We start from the raw sequence: 19,003 nt of genomic DNA, 5'->3' as shown, positions 1-19,003 counted from the left end.
AGCACCGGTCGTTCATATAGCTGAACGGAGGTCAGCAAGCCGAACATTTTTACTTGCTCTTGACCTTCCGCTTCCTTGTCGTGCCCGCGTCGTCGCAACCACGATGAGCGGGCACTTCGCGCCCTGCCTCGCCCCTACCCCGCTCGTGCGAAGTGCCAGCCAGCTGAGCGGAGTTCACAAGGCGGACCCCGGAAGGGGGCACATGAACGGTCTCGACTGGTCCGTGCTCATCGGCTACTTCGCCATCATGGTGGCGATCGGCGTGTGGTCGCACAAACGCGTGGACAACGTCAGCGACTTCTTCACGGCCGGCGGCAAGATGCCCTGGTGGCTGTCGGGCATCTCGCACCACATGTCGGGCTACAGCGCGGTGATGTTCACCGGGTACGCGGGGATCGCCTACACCTACGGCGTCACGTCCTTCGTCACCTGGTCCTTCCCCATCGCCCTCGGCATCGCCATCGGCTCGAAGCTGTTCGCGCCCCGCATCAACCGGCTGCGCTCACGGCTGCACGTGGCCTCTCCCCTGGAGTACCTGAAGAACCGGTACAACCTGCCCACCCAGCAGGCGCTGGCCTGGTCCGGCATGCTGCTGAAGATCGTGGACGTGGCCGCGAAGTGGGCGGCGATCGCCACCCTGCTCTCGGTCTTCACCGGCATCAGCCTCAACCAGGGCATCCTGATCACCGGCGTCATCACGGGCATCTACTGCACGATCGGCGGCCTGTGGGCGGACGCGCTGACCGAGCTGGGCCAGTTCATCATCCAGCTGCTGGCCGGCATCGCGATGTTCGTGGCCGTCGTCGCGAAACTCGGCGACTACGGCGGCTTCTTCGGTGTCTGGGACGAGCCCGCCCTCCAGGGACACGGCGAACCGCTGGTCGGCCCGTACGGCACGGTGTTCCTGCTCGCCTTCCTCTTCATCAAGCTCTTCGAGTACAACGGCGGCATGCTCAACCAGGCCCAGCGCTACATGGCCACGCCCAACGCCCGCGAGGCCGAGCGGTCGGCGCGGCTGTCGGCGGTGCTGTGGCTGGTCTGGCCGCTGGTGCTGTTCTTCCCGATGTGGATGTCACCGCTGCTGGTGGAGTCCCAGAAGCCGGACGGCTCCGACTCCTACGCGCTGATGACCGAGCAACTGCTGCCGCACGGCCTGCTGGGCCTGGTCATCGTCGGCTTCTTCTCGCACACCATGGCCATGTGCTCCTCGGACGCCAACGCCATCGCGGCCGTCTTCACCCGCGACGTGGCACCGGTGCTGTCGAAGCGGGCGCGGACGTGGGGCGAGCGGACCGGGCTGCTGGCGGCGCGGCTGGCGACGGTCGTGTTCCTCGGGCTGTCGATGGCGGTGGCGACCCAGGTCGACTCGCCGACCTTCAAGGACATCATCACCGTCGTGATCAAGTGGGTGGCCGGTCTGATGGGCCCGATCGCGATCCCGATGATGCTGGGTCTGCTGCGGCCCTTCCGCCGGTCGGGCCCGACGGCCGCGCTCACCAGCTGGTCGATGGGTCTGCTCGCCTTCTGGCTGGTCAACTACCCGATCAACTGGAGCGTGGAAGGCGGTGTGCCGCTGGAGTACCAGGTGTCGATCCCGCTGGCGGTGTCGCTGGTCCTCTACGTCCTGGTCGGCTTCCTCAAGCCGGAGGACACTCCCGAGCGCCTGGCGATCATCGAGCGGGTCAACACGGACGACGACGACGACCTGTCCGGCGCGGCGGCGGCGATCCCGGCGCCGGCGGGCGGAGTGGGCGACGCGAGGACCGGCAGCAAGACGGGCGACTAGCCGGGGCGAACGCCCTCCGACCGGTGCCCGGGCGGGCACCGGTCGGAGGCCGTTCAGCGCACTTCCTGGATGCGGATCTGGTTGCCGGCCGGGTCGCGGAAGGCGCAGTCGCGGATGCCGTACGGCTGCTCGGTCGGCTCCTGGACGATCTCGGCGTTCCCGGCGCGCAGCTTCTCGAAGGTCCCGTCGAGGTCGTTCGTCGCCAGCAGGAGCCAGCCGTAGGTGCCCTTGGCCATCATCTCGGCGACGGTGCGGCGCTCGGCCTCGCTGATGCCGGGGTCGACGGCGGGCGGTGACAGCAGCAGGGAGACGTCCGGCTGGTCGGCGGGGCCCACGGTGATCCAGCGCATCGCGCCCTGCCCCACGTCCTGGCGGACCTCGAACCCGAGGACGTCGCGGTAGAACACCAGCGACGCGTCCGGATCGTCGTGCGGGAGGACGGTGGTGTGAATGCTGATACCCATAGGGCAACGCTAACGGGAACGGGGGGTTGCCCAGCGGATCGCTCCGCTGGGCAACCCCCCGTTCCACTACTTCCTTCTGCTTCTGACTATGAAGAACGAGATGACCACTATTCCCAGGATCAGCATGATGATCGTGGCCGGCCAGTTGTCGGTTATCGCAGCCGCCTGCGGGTGCATTGATCCTCCTACATGAGTTCTCCAGCCAGAACGCCACCGGCCCAATACGATCCGTTCACGCCATACTCCATGGCCTTCGATGCCTTGAGCGCCTTGGTAGCGAAGCCGACCTTGCCTCCGACGAGGCCGACCATGACGCCTCCTGCTATTTCCGAACCGCTCTTTCCTTCCATGGCTCCACCAGCGGCTTCCATTCCGATTCCCGCAGCCGCCAGACCAAGACCGACGGCCTGACCGCCGGGAACGAACATGGCAGCGAGCCCCAACGCCTGACCACCGCGCGACAGCCACTCTCCGCCGGACAGTCCGAGGAAGTCGAGTCCGCTGGGGTCGATCCGGTTGACGGGGTCACCCGCGGCGTAGGCGTAGAGGTTGGACTCCTTGCCGGAGGGGTCGGGCTGGGTGAAGCGGCCGAGTTGCGGGTCGTAGTAGCGGGCGCCCATCTTGTACAGGCCGGACGGGTCGAGATAGGTGCCGGTGTAGCGATAGGGCTGGTTGGTGCCGCTGGTGGTGCGGGCCTCACCGTAGGGGCCGTAGCTGTAGGTCGCGGTCCGCTTGCCGGTGGCGTCGACCAGGCCGATGACGCTGCCCTGGACGTCGGTGAGGTAGTACTGGCTCGCCCCGCCCGCTGTCATGGCTGTCAGGGTGCCCGAGGGCTCGCGGACGAAACCGGTGCCGTTCTCCCTCGTCATGCCGATCGCGGCGTTGGTGAACGTCGAACTGCCGCGCGTCAGACGGTCGTTGTGGTCGAGGCCCGCGTACCCGTACGTCGACGCGGTACCGGAGGCCGTCAGCGCGGAGAGCTGGGTGTACGGGGTCCACTGGCCGCCCGTGCGGGTGCCGGTGGGCGAGGCGGCGGAGGTCTCGTTGCCGTCGCCGTCGTAGGTGAAGTTCGTGTTGCCGCCGAGCGAGGTGAGTTCGTTGGCGTTGTTGTACTCGCGGACGGACTGGGCGTCGGCGCATGCGGGGAGGCTGGTGCCGGTGGAGCGGCCCGTCATGTTGCCGGACTTGTCGTAGCAGTAGGCCCAGCCGGCCGTGGTGGAACCGGACTTGGTCTCCACGGCCTTGGTGAGGCGGCCCTTGGTGTCGTAGGTGTACGCGAGGGTGGCGCCGTCGGTGGTCCGCTTCTGGATCTTGTCGCTGTCCTTGCCGGACTTGTTGTAGTCGTAGGTGATCGTGGACAGGACGGTGGTGCCGTTCTTGACCTCGATCTTCTGGGCGCGGCTGGACTTGTCGTAGTCCGTCTTCTGCACCGTGCCGCCGGGGTAGGTGGTGGTGGTGCGGTCGCCGTTCTTGTCGTAGTCGTACGTGGTCTCGGCGCCGCCCGGCTGGGTCAGGGTGGTGAGCTGGTTGGCGTCGTTGTAGTCGTAGGTGAGGGTGCCGCCGGCGTCGGTGGCGGTCTTCACGTTGCCCGCGGCGTCGTAGGTCACCGTGGTCGTACCGCCGGCGGGCAGGGTGCGGACGCGTTCGCGGTTCTGCTCGTCGTAGGTGTAGCTGCTGGTGCCGGCCGGGGAGATGCGGGACCTGATGTTGCCGTCGGCGTCGTACTCGAACGTCGTGAGCTTGCCGCCGCTGGTCTGCGTCTTGAGCCGGTCGCGCTTGTCGTAGGTGTAGACCGTCTCCACGCCGCGGCCGTCGGTGACGGTGTCGGTGCGGCCCAGGGCGTCGTAGGTGAAGGTGACGTCCTCCTGCGCGGACGGGCGGTCGACCTTCGTCAGGTTGCCCTTGGCGTCGTAGGTGAAGGACGTCTTGTTGCCCTCGGGGTCGGTGGCCGAGCAGCGCTGGCCGGGCAGGCCGTCGCACTTCATCGTGCCGGACCTCGGGTTGTAGTCGTAGGTCCACTTGGCGCCGTCGGAGCCGGTCGTGGTGTCGGTCTGCGACATCATGTTGCCCGAGGTGTCGTAGCCGTTGGTGACCTTGTCGCCGCTCGCGGAGGTCAGGGTCTCGGGGTAGTGGCCGCCGGCCTTCTGGGTCCAGGCCATCGTGGACTGCGCGCCGGTGGGCTGGGTGGCGGTCTTGGGGTTGAAGGAGTCGTCGTAGTCGAACTTGACGGTGTTGCCCGGCGTCGATCCCACGCCCATGCCGTCGACCGCGCTGGTGATGTTGTTGTCCGGCCCCCACGTCCGGGAGCGTTCACGGCCGAGCGGGTCGGTCGTCTTCTTGACCCGCCAGCGGGCGTCGACCGTCTTCTCGGTGTGCTTGCCCAGCGGGTCGGTGATGCGGGCCACGCCCTCACCCTCGGTGCCGGGCTGCGGAAGGATGTAGCGGAACGCGGTGGTCGCGCCGGTGCCCGTGGTCTTGTCGACGACGCGGGTGATCGAGGCGAGGAGGTTGGTGTTCCAGGTGAACCGCGTCTCCCGGCCCTCCGGAGTGGTCACCTTCGTCATGCGGTGCGAGGTGTCGTAGTCGAAGACGGTGGTTCTGCCGTCGGTGTCGGTGAACGTCTTCAGATCGCTCCCGGACCACGAGTACGTGGCGTAGCGGCCGGTGTTGTCCGTGACCTTGGTGATCTGCTTGCCATCGTTGTCGAACGTCAGGGTGCGTCCGGAAGCGGCGGTGATCTTCGAGGTGAAGGCGCCCGAGTAGGAGATCGTGGTGGCGTTGCCGTTCTTGTCCTCGACCTTGCTCACGCGGGCGTCGCCGGTGGTGCCGGAGCGGGTGAAGGTGGTCTTCTGCCCGTTCTTGCGCGAGGTGAGGGTGAAGGACTTCTTGTCCGAGGACTGGGTCAGGTCCTGCTTGTAGCCGGGCGCCGGGGTGAACCCGGAGCCGTCCCGCTCGAACACGGCGATGGTGCTGGAGGGGCCCTGCACGTAGACCGACGTCGTGTTCGGCTCGTGGATCAGGTAGTCGCTGCCGGTCGTCGCCTTCCAGCTGGTGTTGAGGCCGTTGTAGGCGTGCCCCAGGGAAAGGCCCGGGCCCGCGTCGGCGATGTCGAAGGCGTTCACGGAGACCAGCAGGTTGCCGTTGCCGTAGTTGACCTGCGCGCCGACCGAGTCGGACAGCGGCGCCTCGTGGAACTCCGACCAGGGGACCTGGCCGATGCCCAGTCCCTGGAAGGTGGACTGGAGGATGCCGGGCTCCACCAGCGCGCGGTCCTTGCCCGCGACGCCGATGGGTGTGCTCGCGGGGGCCGTGGTCTTCCCGACCGGGGAGGCCGTCGGCCGGGGCGGGGCCGGTTTACCGACCGGTGAGGCGGATGCCTGGGCGGGTATCAGGGCGACGAGCAGCGCTGCCCCGGCGGCCGAGGCGACCATGGCGGTGGCTGCGGAGCGTCTGCCGCGTCTGATCCGCCGGTTTTCGGGCATGCCGAAGTGCATGAGGAACTCTCCTGGGATCGGTCGATCAGGCTTCGGGGCCTGGTGAGGTGAGGAGCGGGAGCGGGACCCGGCGGGTGGCGGCCGGTGGGCGGCGGCCACCCGCACTCCGCGTCCCGTCAGCAGCGCTTGGACGTCCGGCTGTGGTAGCTGCCCTGCTCGCTGAGGATGGTCAGGGTTCCGTCGCCCGAGGTGCAGTCGTCGACGGTGTCGGCGCCATTGCCCCAGAACTCCTGTTCGAGCGTGTCGTATTGGCGGTCCACACCGATCAGCGCGGAGCGGTCGTAGGACCACACACCGACCTGGAGATCAAAGGTGATCTTCTTGTCCAGGAACGACTTCCACACCCAGACGTAGCCGTAGTTCTCGTTGCACTGCGGCGAGTAGAACTGCTTCACCGAGGCGATCTGCACCGACTCCCGGTAGATGTACGAGGTGGTGCCGATCTGGTAGGCGTCCGAGCAGACGCCGGCCGCCGAAGCCCTGGCGGACGAGGGGTTCCCCTCCTCCGTCGGAGCGCTCGCGGCGGAGGGCTGGGCGGGTGCGGGTGCGGGGCGCGGCCCCGTGCCCGCGGACGCCGTACCCGCTCCGGCCAGTGTCAGGGCGAAGGCCCCCGACGCGGCAGCCGCGCACACAAGCGATCTGAAGTGTTTCCGGGCACGCGAAGACCGCGCACCGTTGGTGCGTCGTATCAAGACTTCCCCCCACAGGAAGACAGACCTCGCAGACCCCAGTGGTCACGAGGAGCCCACAACTTGTCACAGAAACCACACACGTCGGCCGCCGTGCCCTCGAACACGCGAGCTATACGGGCCAGAATCAGCCCCTCCGCATGGCGCTTTTCGGGCGGTCCGGCACGCCGTCATCTGGCCACTCGCAGCCACAGGTGAGCCGCACAGCGGCAGAGCGGCAGTGATCCACGACCGGAACTTTTTCCCTCAAGTAGTCCGTGCCGTCGGGACGGTGGACCGCGGGGCCTAGGCGCGCGGGTAGCGCACCAGCCACCCCGGGGACGAGCCCGCCGGGCCGTGCAGGGCGGGGCCCTGGGTCATCTCCATGGCGAAGTCGTCGGCGAGTTCCAGGATGGTGGGGCGGCCCTCCAGTTCGGCGAGCCAGGCCGGCGGGAGCGCCGTCTCCCCGTGCAGGGCGCCGAGCAGTCCGCCGGTCAGGGCGCCGGTCGCGGCGGAGGGCCCGTCGTGATTGACGGCGAGCCGCAGCCCGTGCCGGATGTCCTCGCCGACGAGGGCGCAGTACACGGCGGCGGCGACCAGGCACTCCGCCGTCCCCGCGCCGATCAGCCCGGTCACCCGTGCCGGGCCCGGCAGCCCCTGCCGGACGGCGCCCAGCGCGTGCTGGAGGGCGTCCACGACGGGCTCGTGCCCGGGACGGGGGGCCAGCAGCGCGAGGGCCCGCTGCACGGCGGCGTCCAGGCTCTCCCCCCGGGCCAGCCCGTGCACGACCACGGCGTAGGCGCCCGCCGCCAGACCGGCGGTGGGGTGGCCGTGGGTCTGGGCCGCGCACTCGACGGCGAGCTGGGTGACCAGTTGCGGCTCCCAGCCGACCAGCAGCCCGAAGGGCGCCGAGCGGGCGGCGGCCTCGGGTCCGCGCTCACCGGGGTTCTTGGGCGCCTCCGGGGTGCCCATGGTCTCGTCGCCCAGTCCGAGCAGCAGGGCACGCGTCGCGTCCCGGCGGGCGTACAGCCACTCCTCGTGGGCCAGCCACCCGTCGTCCTTGCGCCGCAGGTCGGGCCCCCAGTCGCGCTGGGTGGCCGCCCAGCGCCGGTAGGCCCGGTGCAGGTCGGTCGGCGGGTGCCAGGCGCCGGTGTCCCGCCGGACCTGGGCGCGTATGAGCCCGTCGACGGAGAACAGGGTGAGCTGTGTGAGGTGGGTGACGGCGCCGCGTCGGCCGTGGGCGGGGGCGAGGTCGGCGAGGCCGTCCGGGCCGTGCGCCTCCTGGATGGCGTCGAGGCTCAGCCCGTCGACGGGTGCGCCGAGGGCGTCGCCGACGGCAGCCCCGAGCAGCGTCCCGCGGACCCGGCTGCGGAAGTCCTGCTGCTCGGCACGCCCCCAGACGGCACCGGCTGTCCCGCTCACCCGGACCTCCCCTCGACCTCTCCACATGCGTCCGTACGTACGACGTCCAGCACTGTATGCGAACCAGGGGGGACGGTTCAGGGCCGTGGAGGTGTGGAAACCTTCACGCGCCGTCCGGTCGGGCGCGGAGCGCCTCGCGACAGCAGCTGACGAAGTCCTGGACGACGGGATCGTCGTCGGCGGCAGGGGCCCAGGCGACCGCGACCCCGCTGGGGCCGACTCCGGTGACGGGGCGGTAGACGACGCCGGGGCGGGTGTAGAAGCGGGCGGCGGACTCCGGGGCGAGGGCGACGCCGTAGCCGTTGGCGATCGCGGCGAGCCAGTCGTCCGGGTGCTCGGTGACGGCGCCGACGCGCACCGGGTGGCCGTCGCGTTCGTCGGCGGCGAGCCAGTACTCCCGCCAGCGGCCCGTCTCGGGCGGAGCGGCGACGAACGGTTCGTCACGCAGTTCGTGGAAGGCGATCGTCTCGCGGGCCGCCAGGGGGTGGGACTTGGCCAGTGCGACGCAGCGGGGTTCGCTGAACAGCGGCAAGACCCGCAACGCTTCCTGGCCGGGGAACGGCAGGCGCACCAGGGCGACGTCGACGTCCGAGTCGGCGAGTCCGGCGGACGGGTCCGACCAGGCGGCCTGCCGCATCTCGGCCCGCCGGCCCGGTCGGCGCCGGGCGAACTCGGCGATGATCGGCTGCGTCGCCTCGTTGGCGGCGCTGGCGAGGAAGCCGACCCGCAGGACGCGGGCCGCCCGGCTCGCCGCCGCCCTCGTCTCCCGCAGCGCCGCCTCCCATCCGGCCAGCAGGGCGGGGACCCGTTCCGCCAGCGCCCGACCCGGCTCGGTGAGCGTCATGCCGTTCCGGGAGCGGGTGAACAGGTCCGTGCCCAGTACGGCCTCCAGTTGTCGGATCTGCTTGGTCAGCGCGGGCTGGGACACGTACAGCCGCTGGGCGGCCCTGGTGACGCTGCCCTCCTCCGCCACGGCCGCGAAGTACCGCAGCAGACGCGTGTCGACATCCATGCCTCCAGGTTATGGGTGCAGGTATTGGACGGCGCGGGACGGTACCGCGAGGCTGATTCCGGGGGAACGGCCGGAAGGAGAGTCCGTGTACACCGCCTACGTGCTCGTCACCGTCGCCGCGATCGTCGCCGATGCCGGGATCGCCGTCGCGGACCTGATGCGGGCGCGGTTCGTCCTCGCCAACTCGGCCGAGGTGGCGGTCCCCGGGTCGTGGCTGCCGTGGCTCGCGGTGCTCAAGGCCGCCGGAGCCGCCGGGCTCCTCGCCGGCCTCCTGGGCTTCCGGCTCCTCGGCGTGGCCGCTGCGGTCGGCCTGGTCCTCTTCTTCGTCGGCGCGGTCGTCGCGCACGTCCGCGCGCGGGTCTTCCACAACATCGCGTTTCCCGCCGGGTACCTGGCCCTGAACGCGGCCGCACTCGTCCTGGTGGCTGTGTGAGCCGGACGGCGTGAGCAGTCTGGCCACGTCTGTCATCGGTGCGCTCATGTGAGCTGTTGGATGACGGTTTGCCGTACGGTGTTCACGCTTTTACGCGGCCATGTGTTCCGTCGGGCGGGTGGCGCGGCAGTCGCGGCAGCGGCCGGGCAGCGGGGAGCGGAAGGCGCGTTCGCAGCCGTCGCAGGTCTGGAGAGGGTCGGGGAGCAGCCGGCCGGGCGCCTGTGGACGGGGCGCGGGCAGCACCGGCGGCAGATCGGTGGTCAGGCGGCGCTCCAGGAAGGCCGCCGGGTGGCGGATCGGTTCCTGGGGGAGCCCGGCCGTCAGGGTCCGCTCCACCGCGGTCGCGGGCACACCGCGCTCCAGCCAGACCGTCACGCAGGGCGCGAGGCGGCGGACGTCCCGTTCGGTCAGCAGCAGCCGGGAGTCGTGCACACGCAGACGGGCGAGCAGATCGGCCGCCGGTGACCGGACGGTCTCCGGCGCCGGTGCCGGTGCCGGGTCGGCCGCCGCCTCGGGCGCCGGTGACTGTGCAGGTGCCGGTACCTGTGCCGGTGGATGTGGCTGTGCGGGTACGGCGGCTGCGGCTGCGGCGGCCAGGAACGCGCGGGGCTTGTTGCGGGAGACCGTCCGGGTCACGACTCGGCCCGATGGAAGACGCTCCTTGGTGCGTGCGAGGTAGCCGTGCTCCTCCAGCTCCCGCAGGGCGGCGGCGATCCGGATCTCGCCCTCGGGGAACTTGCCCGCCAGCGTCTTGATCCCGACCGGCGCACCGGCGGGCAGCGACTGGATGTGCACGGCCAGGCCGATCGCCGTCAGGGACAGCTCGGGATGCTGGAGGAGGTGGTTCCCGACCACGGTGAAGTGGTCGTCGTGGGGGTGGTTCTCGTGCTCGACACCGCCGGGGCGACGGCCGGACGCGGCGCGCGCGTGCGCGCTAGGGTGCTGCTCAGTCATCGGGAAGCGTCTTCTTCCTAGGTGATCAGGCCCTCGCAGTGGGATGCCAGTCCCGGCGGGGGCCGCTTCATGTCCGGGGTCTTCGCGGCTGACGCTGCACCATGAATGCCCGCCCGCGCCAGCCGAGTTGGCGATGTTCACTCCGGAGAGTGACCGACGGGGGCGGTGGGGGTGGGTTGGGTTCTTTCCCCGGTTCTTTGGTCTTTGGCGTCGCGTCCGACCGGGTCACGTCCGCCCGCGACCCGGCGACCATTCGGCCCACACGGTCTTGGCGGGCGCGGGCCCCACATCGACGCCCCACCGGTCCGCGTACGCCGCTACGATGCGCAGCCCCCGCCCGTGCTCCGCGTCCTCGACGACCGGGGCGTGGGTACGCGGGACCCGGTCACCCCGGGCGTCGGTGACCTCGACACGGAGGACACCGTCGGGGCGCAGCCGCAGCGCGAGCCGGAAGTCGCGCCCCGGCACCCGCCCGTGCAGCACCGCGTTCGCCGCCAGCTCCGCCACCACCTGCACCACGGCTCCCGACGGCACACCCCAGTCGTCCAGTTGGCGCTCCGCGAGCAGACGCGCGAGCCGGGCACCTCTGCGCGTCGCGGACAACTGGACCGCGAAATGCGGCGCGTTCGGGGCGACGGACAGGTCCATTTTCTGCATCACGTCACCCAGCGTGGCCGTTCCTCCCTACCCTGAACAGCACCGACCTCGGTACCGAGAGTGACTGTCCGGGTGCCTAACGTGGTCGTACGGGTCGTACGCCAGGAGGGGAAGACGTGGAGGACGAGGAGACCGCGGCCGTGCTCAGGGCGGTCGGACGGCAGATCAAGGTGTGGCGTGAAGCTGCAGACATGCGGCAGGCCGAGCTGGGCGCTGCTATTGGGTACAGCGAGGACATGGTCTCCTCTGTCGAGCGCGCGCGCAGGATTCCCAAGGCGGATTTCCTGGACAAGGCCGACGAGGTTCTGCGGGCGGGCGGAAAGCTCGCGGCGATGAAGCAGGACGTGGAGCAGGGCCGCTACCCGAAACTGGTCCGGGATCTGGCGAAGCTGGAGGCCGAGTCCGTCGAGATGGGTGCCTACGCCAGCCACCACATCCACGGCCTGCTCCAGACAGCGGATTACGCGGAGGCGCTGTATGCCATGCGTCGGCCCGCGTACACGGATGACGAGATCGAGCGGCACGTCGCAGGTCGCATGGCACGGAAGGTCGTCTTCGAGTCCAAGCCTCGGCGGACGATCACCTTCGTGCTGGAGGAGGTGACATTGCGACGGCCCTACGGGGGGAGAATGGTGCTGCGTCGGCAACTCGAACATCTGCTTGAAGTCGCCGCATTGCGTTACGTGGAGCTGCAAGTGATGCCGACGGACCGGGAAGAACACGCGGGTGTGATGGGTTCGTTCCGTCTGCTGAAGCTGCAGGACGGCAAGACACTCGGGCACTCGGAAGGTCAGTTGTACAGCCGAGTGATCCACGATCCTCGAGAGGTCCAAATCCTCGAAATGCGCTATGGCATGATCCGGGCGCAGGCTCTCACCCCCCGGGAGTCGCTGGCCTTCATCGAGAAAGTGCTGGGAGAAGAGCATGACCGCACTGGACTGGTTCAAGAGCAGCTACAGCGGCAATGACGGCCCCGACTGCGTCGAGGTCGCCATACCCCCCGCCGACTTCACCATCCACGTCCGCGACTCCAAGGACACCACCCGCCCCCACCTCACCTTCAACGGCATCTCCTGGACCACCTTCATCGGAGCCGTCGGAGACAAGACATGACCCCCACGCTCAACTGGTCCAAGAGCAGCTACAGCAGCAACGACGGACCCGAGTGCGTCGAGGCCGCCCTGTCCCTCACCGGCGCCGCCATGCACGTCCGCGACTCCAAGGACACCACCCGCCCCCACCTCACCTTCGCCGACGCCTCCTGGACCACGTTCGTGCACACCATCACGACGGCCGTCCGCCCCGCATAGTTCATGATCCGTTGGCAGGGCGCCCGTCCGGACGCAGAACGATCCGGCCATGACGACCAAGACACGTGTCACCCTGACCTGCGCCCTGTCGGCCGCCGCACTGCTCACTGGCGTGGCGGCCCCGGCCGCGACGGCCGCCCCCGCCGGTCACCACCACGGGCACCCCGGTCACTCGGCCCGCGCGATACCGTTCACCGCCGCCGAGGTGACCGCCCGGGACGACGGCACGTACACGATCACCTGGAAGGCCCCCGGCGTCCGCAAGGTCGCCGTCCGGGCGAACGGCCGTACCGTCGCCACCGGCGGGTCGACCGGCAGGGTCACCGTGGCGGGGCTGCCCGCCGCCGACCGGCAGTGGTTCGACCTGGTCCCCGACCGGGGTGAGCGGCTGCGCCTCGCCGACCGGCTGATCGCACTGGACGGCACGGTCAACTTCCGCGACGCGGGCGGCTACCGCACCGAGGACGGGCAGTGGGTGCGCATGGGCGCGGTCTACCGCACCGATTCCCTGGACCGCCTCACCGACGCCGACCTGGCGAAGCTGAAGCGGCTCGGCATCTCCGTCGACTACGACCTGCGCACCGCCTCCGAGCGTGCGTCGGCGCCCGACCGCGTCCCGGCCGGCGCGCGCTACGTCGTGGCGGACGTCCTCGGCGCCGACTCCCCCGTCTTCGCCCTGCCGACCACGGCGGCGGAGGCCGAGCAGATGATGATCGACGGCGAGAAGACGATGGTCAGCGGCGAGAACGCCAAGGCCGCCTACTCCACCGTGTTCTCCGGCCTGGTGCGTGACGCCGACGGCGTCCTCTACCACTGCACCGCGGGCAAGGACCGCACCGGCTGGGCGAGCGCGGCCCTGCTCACCGCGCTCGGTGTGCCGCGCGAGACGGTCATGAAGGACTACCTCGCCTCCAACGAGTACCGCGCCGAGGCCAACGCCGCCGCCCTGGCCGCGATGCCCGCCGCACAGGCCGCGGTCTACAAGCCGATGCTCGACGTGCGTGCCGAGTACCTCAACTCCGGGTTCGCCGAGGTCGAGGACGCGTACGGGTCCTTCGCCCGTTACGAGAAGAAGGCGCTGGGGCTGGACGCCCGCGAGGTGCGGCGGCTGAAGGCCGACCTCCTGGTTGGCTGACCGAGATCGACATGGGGAAGGGTGTGTCCATGACCACCAGCAGACACACTCTCTCCCTGGCCGCCACCGTCCTCACCGGTGTCCTGGCCCTCTACATCGCGCTCGTCGCCTTCGGGAACATCACCGACTTCGGCACCAACCAGCAGTTCGTGCGTCACGTGCTCGCGATGGACACGACCTTCAAGGACGACGACCTGATGTGGCGGGCCATCACGAACAAGGGCGTCCAGGACGCCGCGTACGTCGCGATCATCGTGTGGGAGACGGTGGCCGCGCTCGTGCTGCTCTGGGCGACCTGGCTGTGGATACGCCGCGACCACACCGCCGCACGGCGCATGACCACGTACGGCACGCTCATGCTGATGCTGCTCTTCGGGGCCGGGTTCATCGCGATCGGCGGGGAGTGGTTCTCGATGTGGCAGTCATCGGACTGGAACGGGCTGGACGCGGCGACCCGGGTGTTCCTGCTGAGCGGCGTCGTGCTGATCGTCGCGCACCTGCCGTTCCCGCAGACGGAGGTGGAGGCTACGCGACCACGGTGACCGGCGTACCCGAGGTCCCGAACTCCCAGAGTGCGTCGCCGTCCGCCTTGGGCAGGCGTATGCCGCCCGTCTTCACACCCGCGGCCGACGGAGGGGGCGAGGAGCCGTCCACGGCATTGGAGAAGGCGACCCAGACGCCGTCCTCCTGGACGAAGTACACGATCTGCTCGATCCGCACCCCGTCGGAGCCGGTCGTGGGCTCCTCACGGCGGGTCCCGACGCTGTACGTGCCCGGGTCCGGGTCGACCGTCCCGGGCCACACCGTGAAGGAGCGGCGGGTGGCGTCGCTGGCGTCCACCAGCCACACCCGGTCCTGGCCGACCGAGTAGACGATGCGCCGCCCGGTGCCGGAACCGTCCGGCACCCGGGCCGGTGCCGTCTCCTTCGGCGTCGGCTGCGCCGAGACCGAGGGGCGGGGCTTCGTGGCGGCGGCGGTGGGGTGGGGGCCCTGGTCCGCCTGTACGGCCAGGACGCTCACCGCCGCGATCGCCCCCACGGTCAGACCGGAGACCCAGGCCCATGAGGGAAGTCGGGCTGGCACGGGCACGCATCTCCTCAGCTACGAGAACCCCGACACACCGGGGGCCCGATCATCGTACTGCGGGCGGCCCGTGCCCCGGCCCGGGAGGCGCACCCGTCAGTCCAGCACCGGCAGCAGCTCCGGCAGGTGCCCGTCCGACGCCGTCGCCGCCCGCTGCCGCTCCTGCGGTACCGGCCCGTACAGCGTCGTACGGGGCTTCGCCGGGCGGCCCGCCGCCTCCGCGACCGCGACCAGGTCCTTGACCGACTTGTACGAGCCGTACGACGAGCCGGCCATGCGGGAGATCGTCTCCTCCATGAGCGTGCCGCCGACGTCGTTGGCGCCGGAGCGGAGCATCTCCGCCGCACCCTCGGTGCCCAGTTTCACCCAGCTTGTCTGGATGTTGGGGATGTGCGGGTGCAGGAGGAGGCGGGCCATCGCCGTCACCGCGCGGTTGTCGCGCACGGAGGGGCCGGGCCGCGCGATGCCCGCCAGGTACACCGGCGCGTTGGTGTGGATGAACGGCAGCGTCACGAACTCCGTGAAGCCGCCCGTGCGCTGCTGGATGCCGGCGAGGGTGCGCAGGTGGCCCAGCCAGTGGCGGGGCTGGTCGACGTGGCCGTACATCATCGTGGAGCTGGAGCGGATGCCCAGCTCGTGGGCGGTCTCGACGACCTCGATCCAGGTGGCCGTCGGCAGCTTGCCCTTGGTGAGCACCCAGCGGACCTCGTCGTCGAGGATCTCCGCCGCCGTGCCGGGGATCGAGTCGAGCCCCGCCTCCTTGGCCGCGCTCAGCCACTCGCGGATCGACAGGCCGGTACGGGTCGCGCCGTTGACGACCTCCATGGGCGAGAAGGCGTGCACGTGCATGCCGGGGACGCGTTCCTTGACCGCCCGCGCGATGTCGAAGTACGCCGTGCCGGGCAGGTCGGGGTGGATCCCGCCCTGCATGCAGACCTCGACCGCACCCACGTCCCAGGCCTGCTGGGCGCGGTCGGCGACCTGCTCCAGGGAGAGCGTGTACGCGTCGGCGTCGGTGCGGCGCTGGGCGAAGGCGCAGAAACGGCAGCCGGTGTAGCAGACGTTGGTGAAGTTGATGTTGCGGGTGACGATGTACGTCACGTCGTCGCCGTTGACGGACTTCCGGACGTCGTCGGCGACCCGGCACAGGGCGTCCAGCGCCGGGCCGTCGGCGTGCAGCAGGGCGAGCGCCTCGTCGTCGGTCAGCCTCGTGGGGTCGTCGGCGGCCGTGGCCAGCGCCTGGCGCACGTCGGTGTCGATGCGCTCGGGAGCCATGCCGGGGGCGGCGGCCTCGCGCAGGGCGCCCCAGTCGCCGTACACCTCGTCGAAGTCGTCGCGGCGGTCCGAGGTACGGCCCTCGGTGTCGATCGTGGTGTGCAGGTCGGTGCGGCCGGAGGCGGTGAACGCCTCGTCCGGCTCCTGCCACGGGTGGCCCTCGACCGTCGCGTCCGCGCGGGCCAGGCCGGTGGCGGGGTCGGCGAGGGCCGCCACGTGCGGACGCAGCCGCGGGTCCAGCCAGGGCTCGCCGCGCCGGACGAACTCCGGGTACACGCAGAGGCGTTCGCGCAGCTCGAAGCCGGCCGTGCGGGACTTCTCGGCGAGTTCGTCGATCTGCGGCCAGGGGCGCTCGGGGTTGACGTGGTCGATGGTGAGGGGGGAGACCCCGCCCCAGTCGTCGATGCCCGCGCCGATCAGCCGCTCGTACTCGGCGTCGACCAGGTTCGGGGGCGCCTGGAGGCAGGCCGAGGGGCCCATGATGTGCCGGGCGACGGCCACCGTGGCGACCAGTTCGTCCAGCTCCGCGTCGGGCATGCCGCGCATCGCGGTGTCCGGCTTGGCACGGAAGTTCTGGATGATCAGTTCCTGGATGCCGTGGTAGGCGCGGGAGACCTTGCGCAGCGCGAAGAGCGACTCGGCGCGCTCCTCGTACGTCTCGCCGATGCCGATCAGGACACCGGAGGTGAAGGGCACCGAGGAGCGGCCGGCGTCCTCCAGGACGCGCAGGCGCACCGCGGGCTCCTTGTCCGGGGAGCCGTGGTGGGGGCCACCGGGCTCGGACCACAGGCGGGTCGCGGTGGTCTCCAGCATCATGCCCATGGAGGGCGCGACCGGCTTGAGGCGCTGGAAGTCCGTCCAGGTCAGGACGCCCGGGTTGAGGTGCGGCAGGAGGCCCGTCTCCTCCAGGACGCGGATCGAGATGGCGCGGACGTAGGCGATCGTGTCGTCGTAGCCGTGCGCGTCGAGCCACTCGCGGGCCTCGGGCCAGCGGTCCTCGGGCTTGTCGCCGAGGGTGATCAGCGCTTCCTTGCAGCCGAGGGCGGCACCGCGCCGGGCGATGTCGAGCACCTCGTCGGGGGACATGAACATCCCGTGCCCCGCGCGGCGCAGCTTGCCGGGGACGGTGACGAAGGTGCAGTAGTGGCACTTGTCCCGGCACAGCCGGGTCAGGGGGATGAAGACGCTCTTCGAGTAGGTGATGACGCCGGGGCGGCCCGCGGCCTCGAGGCCCGCGTCCCGGACCCGGGCGGCGGACGCGGTGAGGTCGGCGAGGTGCTCGCCGCGGGCCTGGAGCAGCACCGCGGCCTCGGACACGTCGAGGGCGACACCGTCCCGCGCGCGTTTGAGGGCGCGACGCAGGGCGTTCTCGGTGGGGCCTGCGGGGCCGGTTCCGGGGGTCGCGGAAGTCGTCATCCTTCGAGCATACGAGCGGGGTGATCAGGACGCGGGGGCCCGCCCGCCGCCGCCCGGCCGCCCCGCCCCGCCCCGCGCCTCTCCCCACCGGGCGGTTTCTCGCTCTCCATGCCCCGAACCCCTTTCCTTGCACGGGAGTTCACGGCTCAATACGAGGGTTGCACGCACCACCCTGCACCACCCACGTCAGGTCACTCACGACACCCTGGGAGCAGCAGCATGTGCGAGGACGACCACAGCGGGATCGGCAGGCGCGCGGTGTTCGCGACGGGAGCCGCCGCAGCGCTTACGTTGGCAAGCGTGAGCTTCGCGTCGGCGGCACCCCGGGAGCAGCGCAGGAGAACGGTCCGCGGCACCCTGCCCACCGGCTCCCCCGACTTCGTGTACGTCCCCGTCGAGGTCCCGGCCGGTGTCCGGGAGATCCACGTCGCCTACACCTACGACCGCCCCGCCGTCCCGGCGGGCACCGCGGGCAACGCCCTGGACATCGGCCTCTTCGACGAGCGGGGCACCGACCTGGGCGGCCGGGGCTTCCGGGGCTGGTCGGGCGGGGCACGCACGGAGTTCTTCGTCCGGGCCGACGAGGCGACCCCCGGGTACCTCCCGGGGCCGGTGCGGCCGGGCACGTGGCACATCGCGCTCGGCCCGTACACGGTGGCTCCGCAGGGGCTGTCGTACGAGATCACGATCACGCTGACCTACGGCGAGCAGGGCGAGGCCGTGCGGCCGGTGTACCCGCCCGAGCGCGCCAGGGGGCGGGGGCGGGCCTGGTACCGGGGCGACTGCCACCTGCACTCCGTGTACTCCGACGGCCGCTACACCCTCGCCGAGATCGCGGAGCTTGCGCGGGCGGCGGGGCTGGACTTCATCAACTCCTCCGAGCACAACACGCACGCGGCGCACGCCCACTGGGCCGAGGTGGCCGGTGACGACCTGCTGGTCATGCTGGGCGAGGAGGTGACGACCCGCAACGGGCACGTCGTCGCCGTCGGCACCGACCCCGGCACCTTCGTCGACTGGCGCTACCGGGCCCGGGACAACCGCTTCGGGCGCTTCGCACGCCAGATCCGCCGCGCCGGCGGCCTGGTCGTGCCGGCCCACCCGCACGCCACCTGCATCGGCTGCAACTGGAAGTTCGGCTTCGGGGAGGCCGACGCGGTCGAGGTGTGGAACGGGGCCTACACACCCGACGACGAGGTGGCGCTGGCCGACTGGGACGGCATGCTGGTCGCCTCCGTGCGGGAGGGGCGGGGCGGCGGGGGGTGGCTGCCGGCGATGGGCAGCAGCGACTCCCACCGCACCCCGGACGTGATCGGCCGCCCGCAGACCGTCGTCCTCGCCGACGACCTGACCCGGGAGGCCGTCCAGGAGGGCCTGCGGGCGGGGCGTTCGTACGTCGCCGAGTCCTCGCAGGTGTCGCTGGCCTTCACCGCCTCGGGCGGCCGGGGGGAGCACGCCGGCATCGGCGAACGGCTGCGCGTGGACGACGAGACCCCGGTCACCGTCCGCCTGGAGGCGACGGGCGCCCCGCGCTGCACGGTCCGCCTCGTCACCGACCAGGGCGTGCTCTTCACCAGCGCCCCGCTGCCGGTGTCCGGCACGGGCACGGTGGAATGGCGGACGACCGCCTCCTACGCGGCGTACGTCCGGGCGGAACTGCGCCACGAGGCGGCGGCGGGACCGGTGCCGGGGGCGCTGGCGGCGTTCACGAATCCGATTTTCCTGGGGCGGCGGTAGGCCGACGGAGGAATCGGTCGGGAACCCGGTGCAATTCCCCATTGCTGACTCGGGCCGGGTAGCGCTCATGTAGATCGTGGTGCGTTATCGCAAGGGGAAGGAAGCCTCAAGTGATCTGACAGGCGTGGAAACCGAAGGTCCCTTGGACTTCCTTCCC

At 70.7% G+C, this 19,003-nt stretch carries 17 protein-coding genes; 8 read left to right on the top strand and 9 right to left on the bottom strand.

Going from position 1 to position 19,003, the window contains the following annotated elements; translation table 11 throughout:
- Positions 1 to 202 precede the first annotated feature (202 nt).
- Positions 203 to 1,786 carry a sodium:solute symporter family protein gene (locus ACGF5T_RS08090; protein WP_356608269.1) on the top strand — a complete coding sequence of 528 codons (1,584 nt, stop codon included), beginning with the start codon at positions 203 to 205 and terminating at the stop codon, positions 1,784 to 1,786.
- 53 nt (positions 1,787 to 1,839) lie between these two features.
- On the opposite strand, the gene ACGF5T_RS08085 is transcribed toward ACGF5T_RS08090, so the two are convergent.
- The 5 genes from ACGF5T_RS08085 to ACGF5T_RS08065 form a co-directional block, all read right to left on the bottom strand.
- Positions 1,840 to 2,250 carry a VOC family protein gene (locus ACGF5T_RS08085; protein ID WP_366766690.1) on the bottom strand — a complete coding sequence of 137 codons (411 nt, stop codon included), beginning with the start codon at positions 2,248 to 2,250 and terminating at the stop codon, positions 1,840 to 1,842.
- A gap of 185 nt (positions 2,251 to 2,435) precedes the next feature.
- Positions 2,436 to 5,744 (bottom strand): RHS repeat-associated core domain-containing protein, encoded by a 3,309-nt coding sequence (locus tag ACGF5T_RS08080; RefSeq protein ID WP_366766691.1) that lies wholly within the window; start codon positions 5,742 to 5,744, stop codon positions 2,436 to 2,438.
- A 116-nt stretch (positions 5,745 to 5,860) separates the two neighbouring features.
- Complete coding sequence (locus ACGF5T_RS08075) at positions 5,861 to 6,376, bottom strand: hypothetical protein (protein ID WP_356608275.1); 516 nt, start codon at positions 6,374 to 6,376, stop codon at positions 5,861 to 5,863.
- A 342-nt stretch (positions 6,377 to 6,718) separates the two neighbouring features.
- The gene (locus tag ACGF5T_RS08070) at positions 6,719 to 7,834 is read right to left on the bottom strand and encodes an ADP-ribosylglycohydrolase family protein (RefSeq protein WP_366766692.1); all 1,116 of its coding nucleotides are present in this window, start codon (positions 7,832 to 7,834) and stop codon (positions 6,719 to 6,721) included.
- A gap of 103 nt (positions 7,835 to 7,937) precedes the next feature.
- Positions 7,938 to 8,846, bottom strand: coding sequence for a LysR family transcriptional regulator (locus tag ACGF5T_RS08065; RefSeq protein ID WP_366766693.1), 909 nt, complete (start codon positions 8,844 to 8,846; stop codon positions 7,938 to 7,940).
- An 85-nt stretch (positions 8,847 to 8,931) separates the two neighbouring features.
- Between ACGF5T_RS08065 and ACGF5T_RS08060 the strand changes: the two genes are divergently transcribed.
- Positions 8,932 to 9,279: a DoxX family protein gene (locus ACGF5T_RS08060; protein WP_356608281.1), complete on the top strand. Its 348-nt coding sequence runs from the start codon at positions 8,932 to 8,934 to the stop codon at positions 9,277 to 9,279.
- A 90-nt stretch (positions 9,280 to 9,369) separates the two neighbouring features.
- On the opposite strand, the gene ACGF5T_RS08055 is transcribed toward ACGF5T_RS08060, so the two are convergent.
- Positions 9,370 to 10,233 carry a helix-turn-helix domain-containing protein gene (locus tag ACGF5T_RS08055; protein WP_366766694.1) on the bottom strand — a complete coding sequence of 288 codons (864 nt, stop codon included), beginning with the start codon at positions 10,231 to 10,233 and terminating at the stop codon, positions 9,370 to 9,372.
- Between the two features lie 225 nt (positions 10,234 to 10,458).
- A complete protein-coding gene (locus tag ACGF5T_RS08050; protein WP_356608701.1) occupies positions 10,459 to 10,890 on the bottom strand; it encodes an ATP-binding protein in 432 nt (143 codons plus the stop codon).
- Between the two features lie 116 nt (positions 10,891 to 11,006).
- On the opposite strand from ACGF5T_RS08050, the gene ACGF5T_RS08045 reads away from it, so the two are divergent.
- From ACGF5T_RS08045 to ACGF5T_RS08025, 5 genes are read left to right on the top strand one after another with little or no spacing between them, the layout of a single operon-like run.
- Entirely contained in the window at positions 11,007 to 11,858 is an 852-nt protein-coding gene (locus tag ACGF5T_RS08045) for a helix-turn-helix transcriptional regulator (protein ID WP_356608285.1), read from the top strand.
- Positions 11,815 to 12,003 carry a DUF397 domain-containing protein gene (locus ACGF5T_RS08040; protein WP_356608287.1) on the top strand — a complete coding sequence of 63 codons (189 nt, stop codon included), beginning with the start codon at positions 11,815 to 11,817 and terminating at the stop codon, positions 12,001 to 12,003. The genes ACGF5T_RS08045 and ACGF5T_RS08040 overlap by 44 nt, the downstream gene beginning before the upstream one ends.
- Entirely contained in the window at positions 12,000 to 12,200 is a 201-nt protein-coding gene (locus ACGF5T_RS08035) for a DUF397 domain-containing protein (RefSeq protein ID WP_356608289.1), read from the top strand. Before ACGF5T_RS08040 ends, ACGF5T_RS08035 begins: the two co-directional genes overlap by 4 nt.
- A gap of 49 nt (positions 12,201 to 12,249) precedes the next feature.
- Positions 12,250 to 13,335, top strand: a complete 1,086-nt coding sequence (locus ACGF5T_RS08030; protein ID WP_366766695.1) for a tyrosine-protein phosphatase — start codon at positions 12,250 to 12,252, stop codon at positions 13,333 to 13,335.
- Positions 13,336 to 13,364: 29 nt separating this feature from the next.
- Positions 13,365 to 13,877 carry a DUF2165 domain-containing protein gene (locus ACGF5T_RS08025; RefSeq protein WP_356608293.1) on the top strand — a complete coding sequence of 171 codons (513 nt, stop codon included), beginning with the start codon at positions 13,365 to 13,367 and terminating at the stop codon, positions 13,875 to 13,877.
- Here the strand turns inward: ACGF5T_RS08025 and ACGF5T_RS08020 are convergent.
- Positions 13,861 to 14,418: a hypothetical protein gene (locus tag ACGF5T_RS08020; protein ID WP_361015542.1), complete on the bottom strand. Its 558-nt coding sequence runs from the start codon at positions 14,416 to 14,418 to the stop codon at positions 13,861 to 13,863. The genes ACGF5T_RS08025 and ACGF5T_RS08020 overlap by 17 nt on opposite strands.
- Before the next feature lie 96 nt (positions 14,419 to 14,514).
- Positions 14,515 to 17,109 (bottom strand): bifunctional FO biosynthesis protein CofGH, encoded by a 2,595-nt coding sequence (locus ACGF5T_RS08015; RefSeq protein WP_356608296.1) that lies wholly within the window; start codon positions 17,107 to 17,109, stop codon positions 14,515 to 14,517.
- Positions 17,110 to 17,328: 219 nt separating this feature from the next.
- Here ACGF5T_RS08015 and ACGF5T_RS08010 point away from each other — a divergent pair, with 219 nt between their 5' ends.
- Positions 17,329 to 18,846, top strand: a complete 1,518-nt coding sequence (locus tag ACGF5T_RS08010; RefSeq protein WP_366766696.1) for a CehA/McbA family metallohydrolase — start codon at positions 17,329 to 17,331, stop codon at positions 18,844 to 18,846.
- The last annotated feature ends 157 nt before the right edge of the window (positions 18,847 to 19,003 follow it).

This window comes from Streptomyces sp. NPDC047853, from assembly GCF_043204535.1.
In the GTDB taxonomy this organism is placed as follows: domain Bacteria; phylum Actinomycetota; class Actinomycetes; order Streptomycetales; family Streptomycetaceae; genus Streptomyces.
Note: the sequence above shows the minus strand (reverse complement) of the source record. Positions and strands in the feature narration are given on the sequence as shown.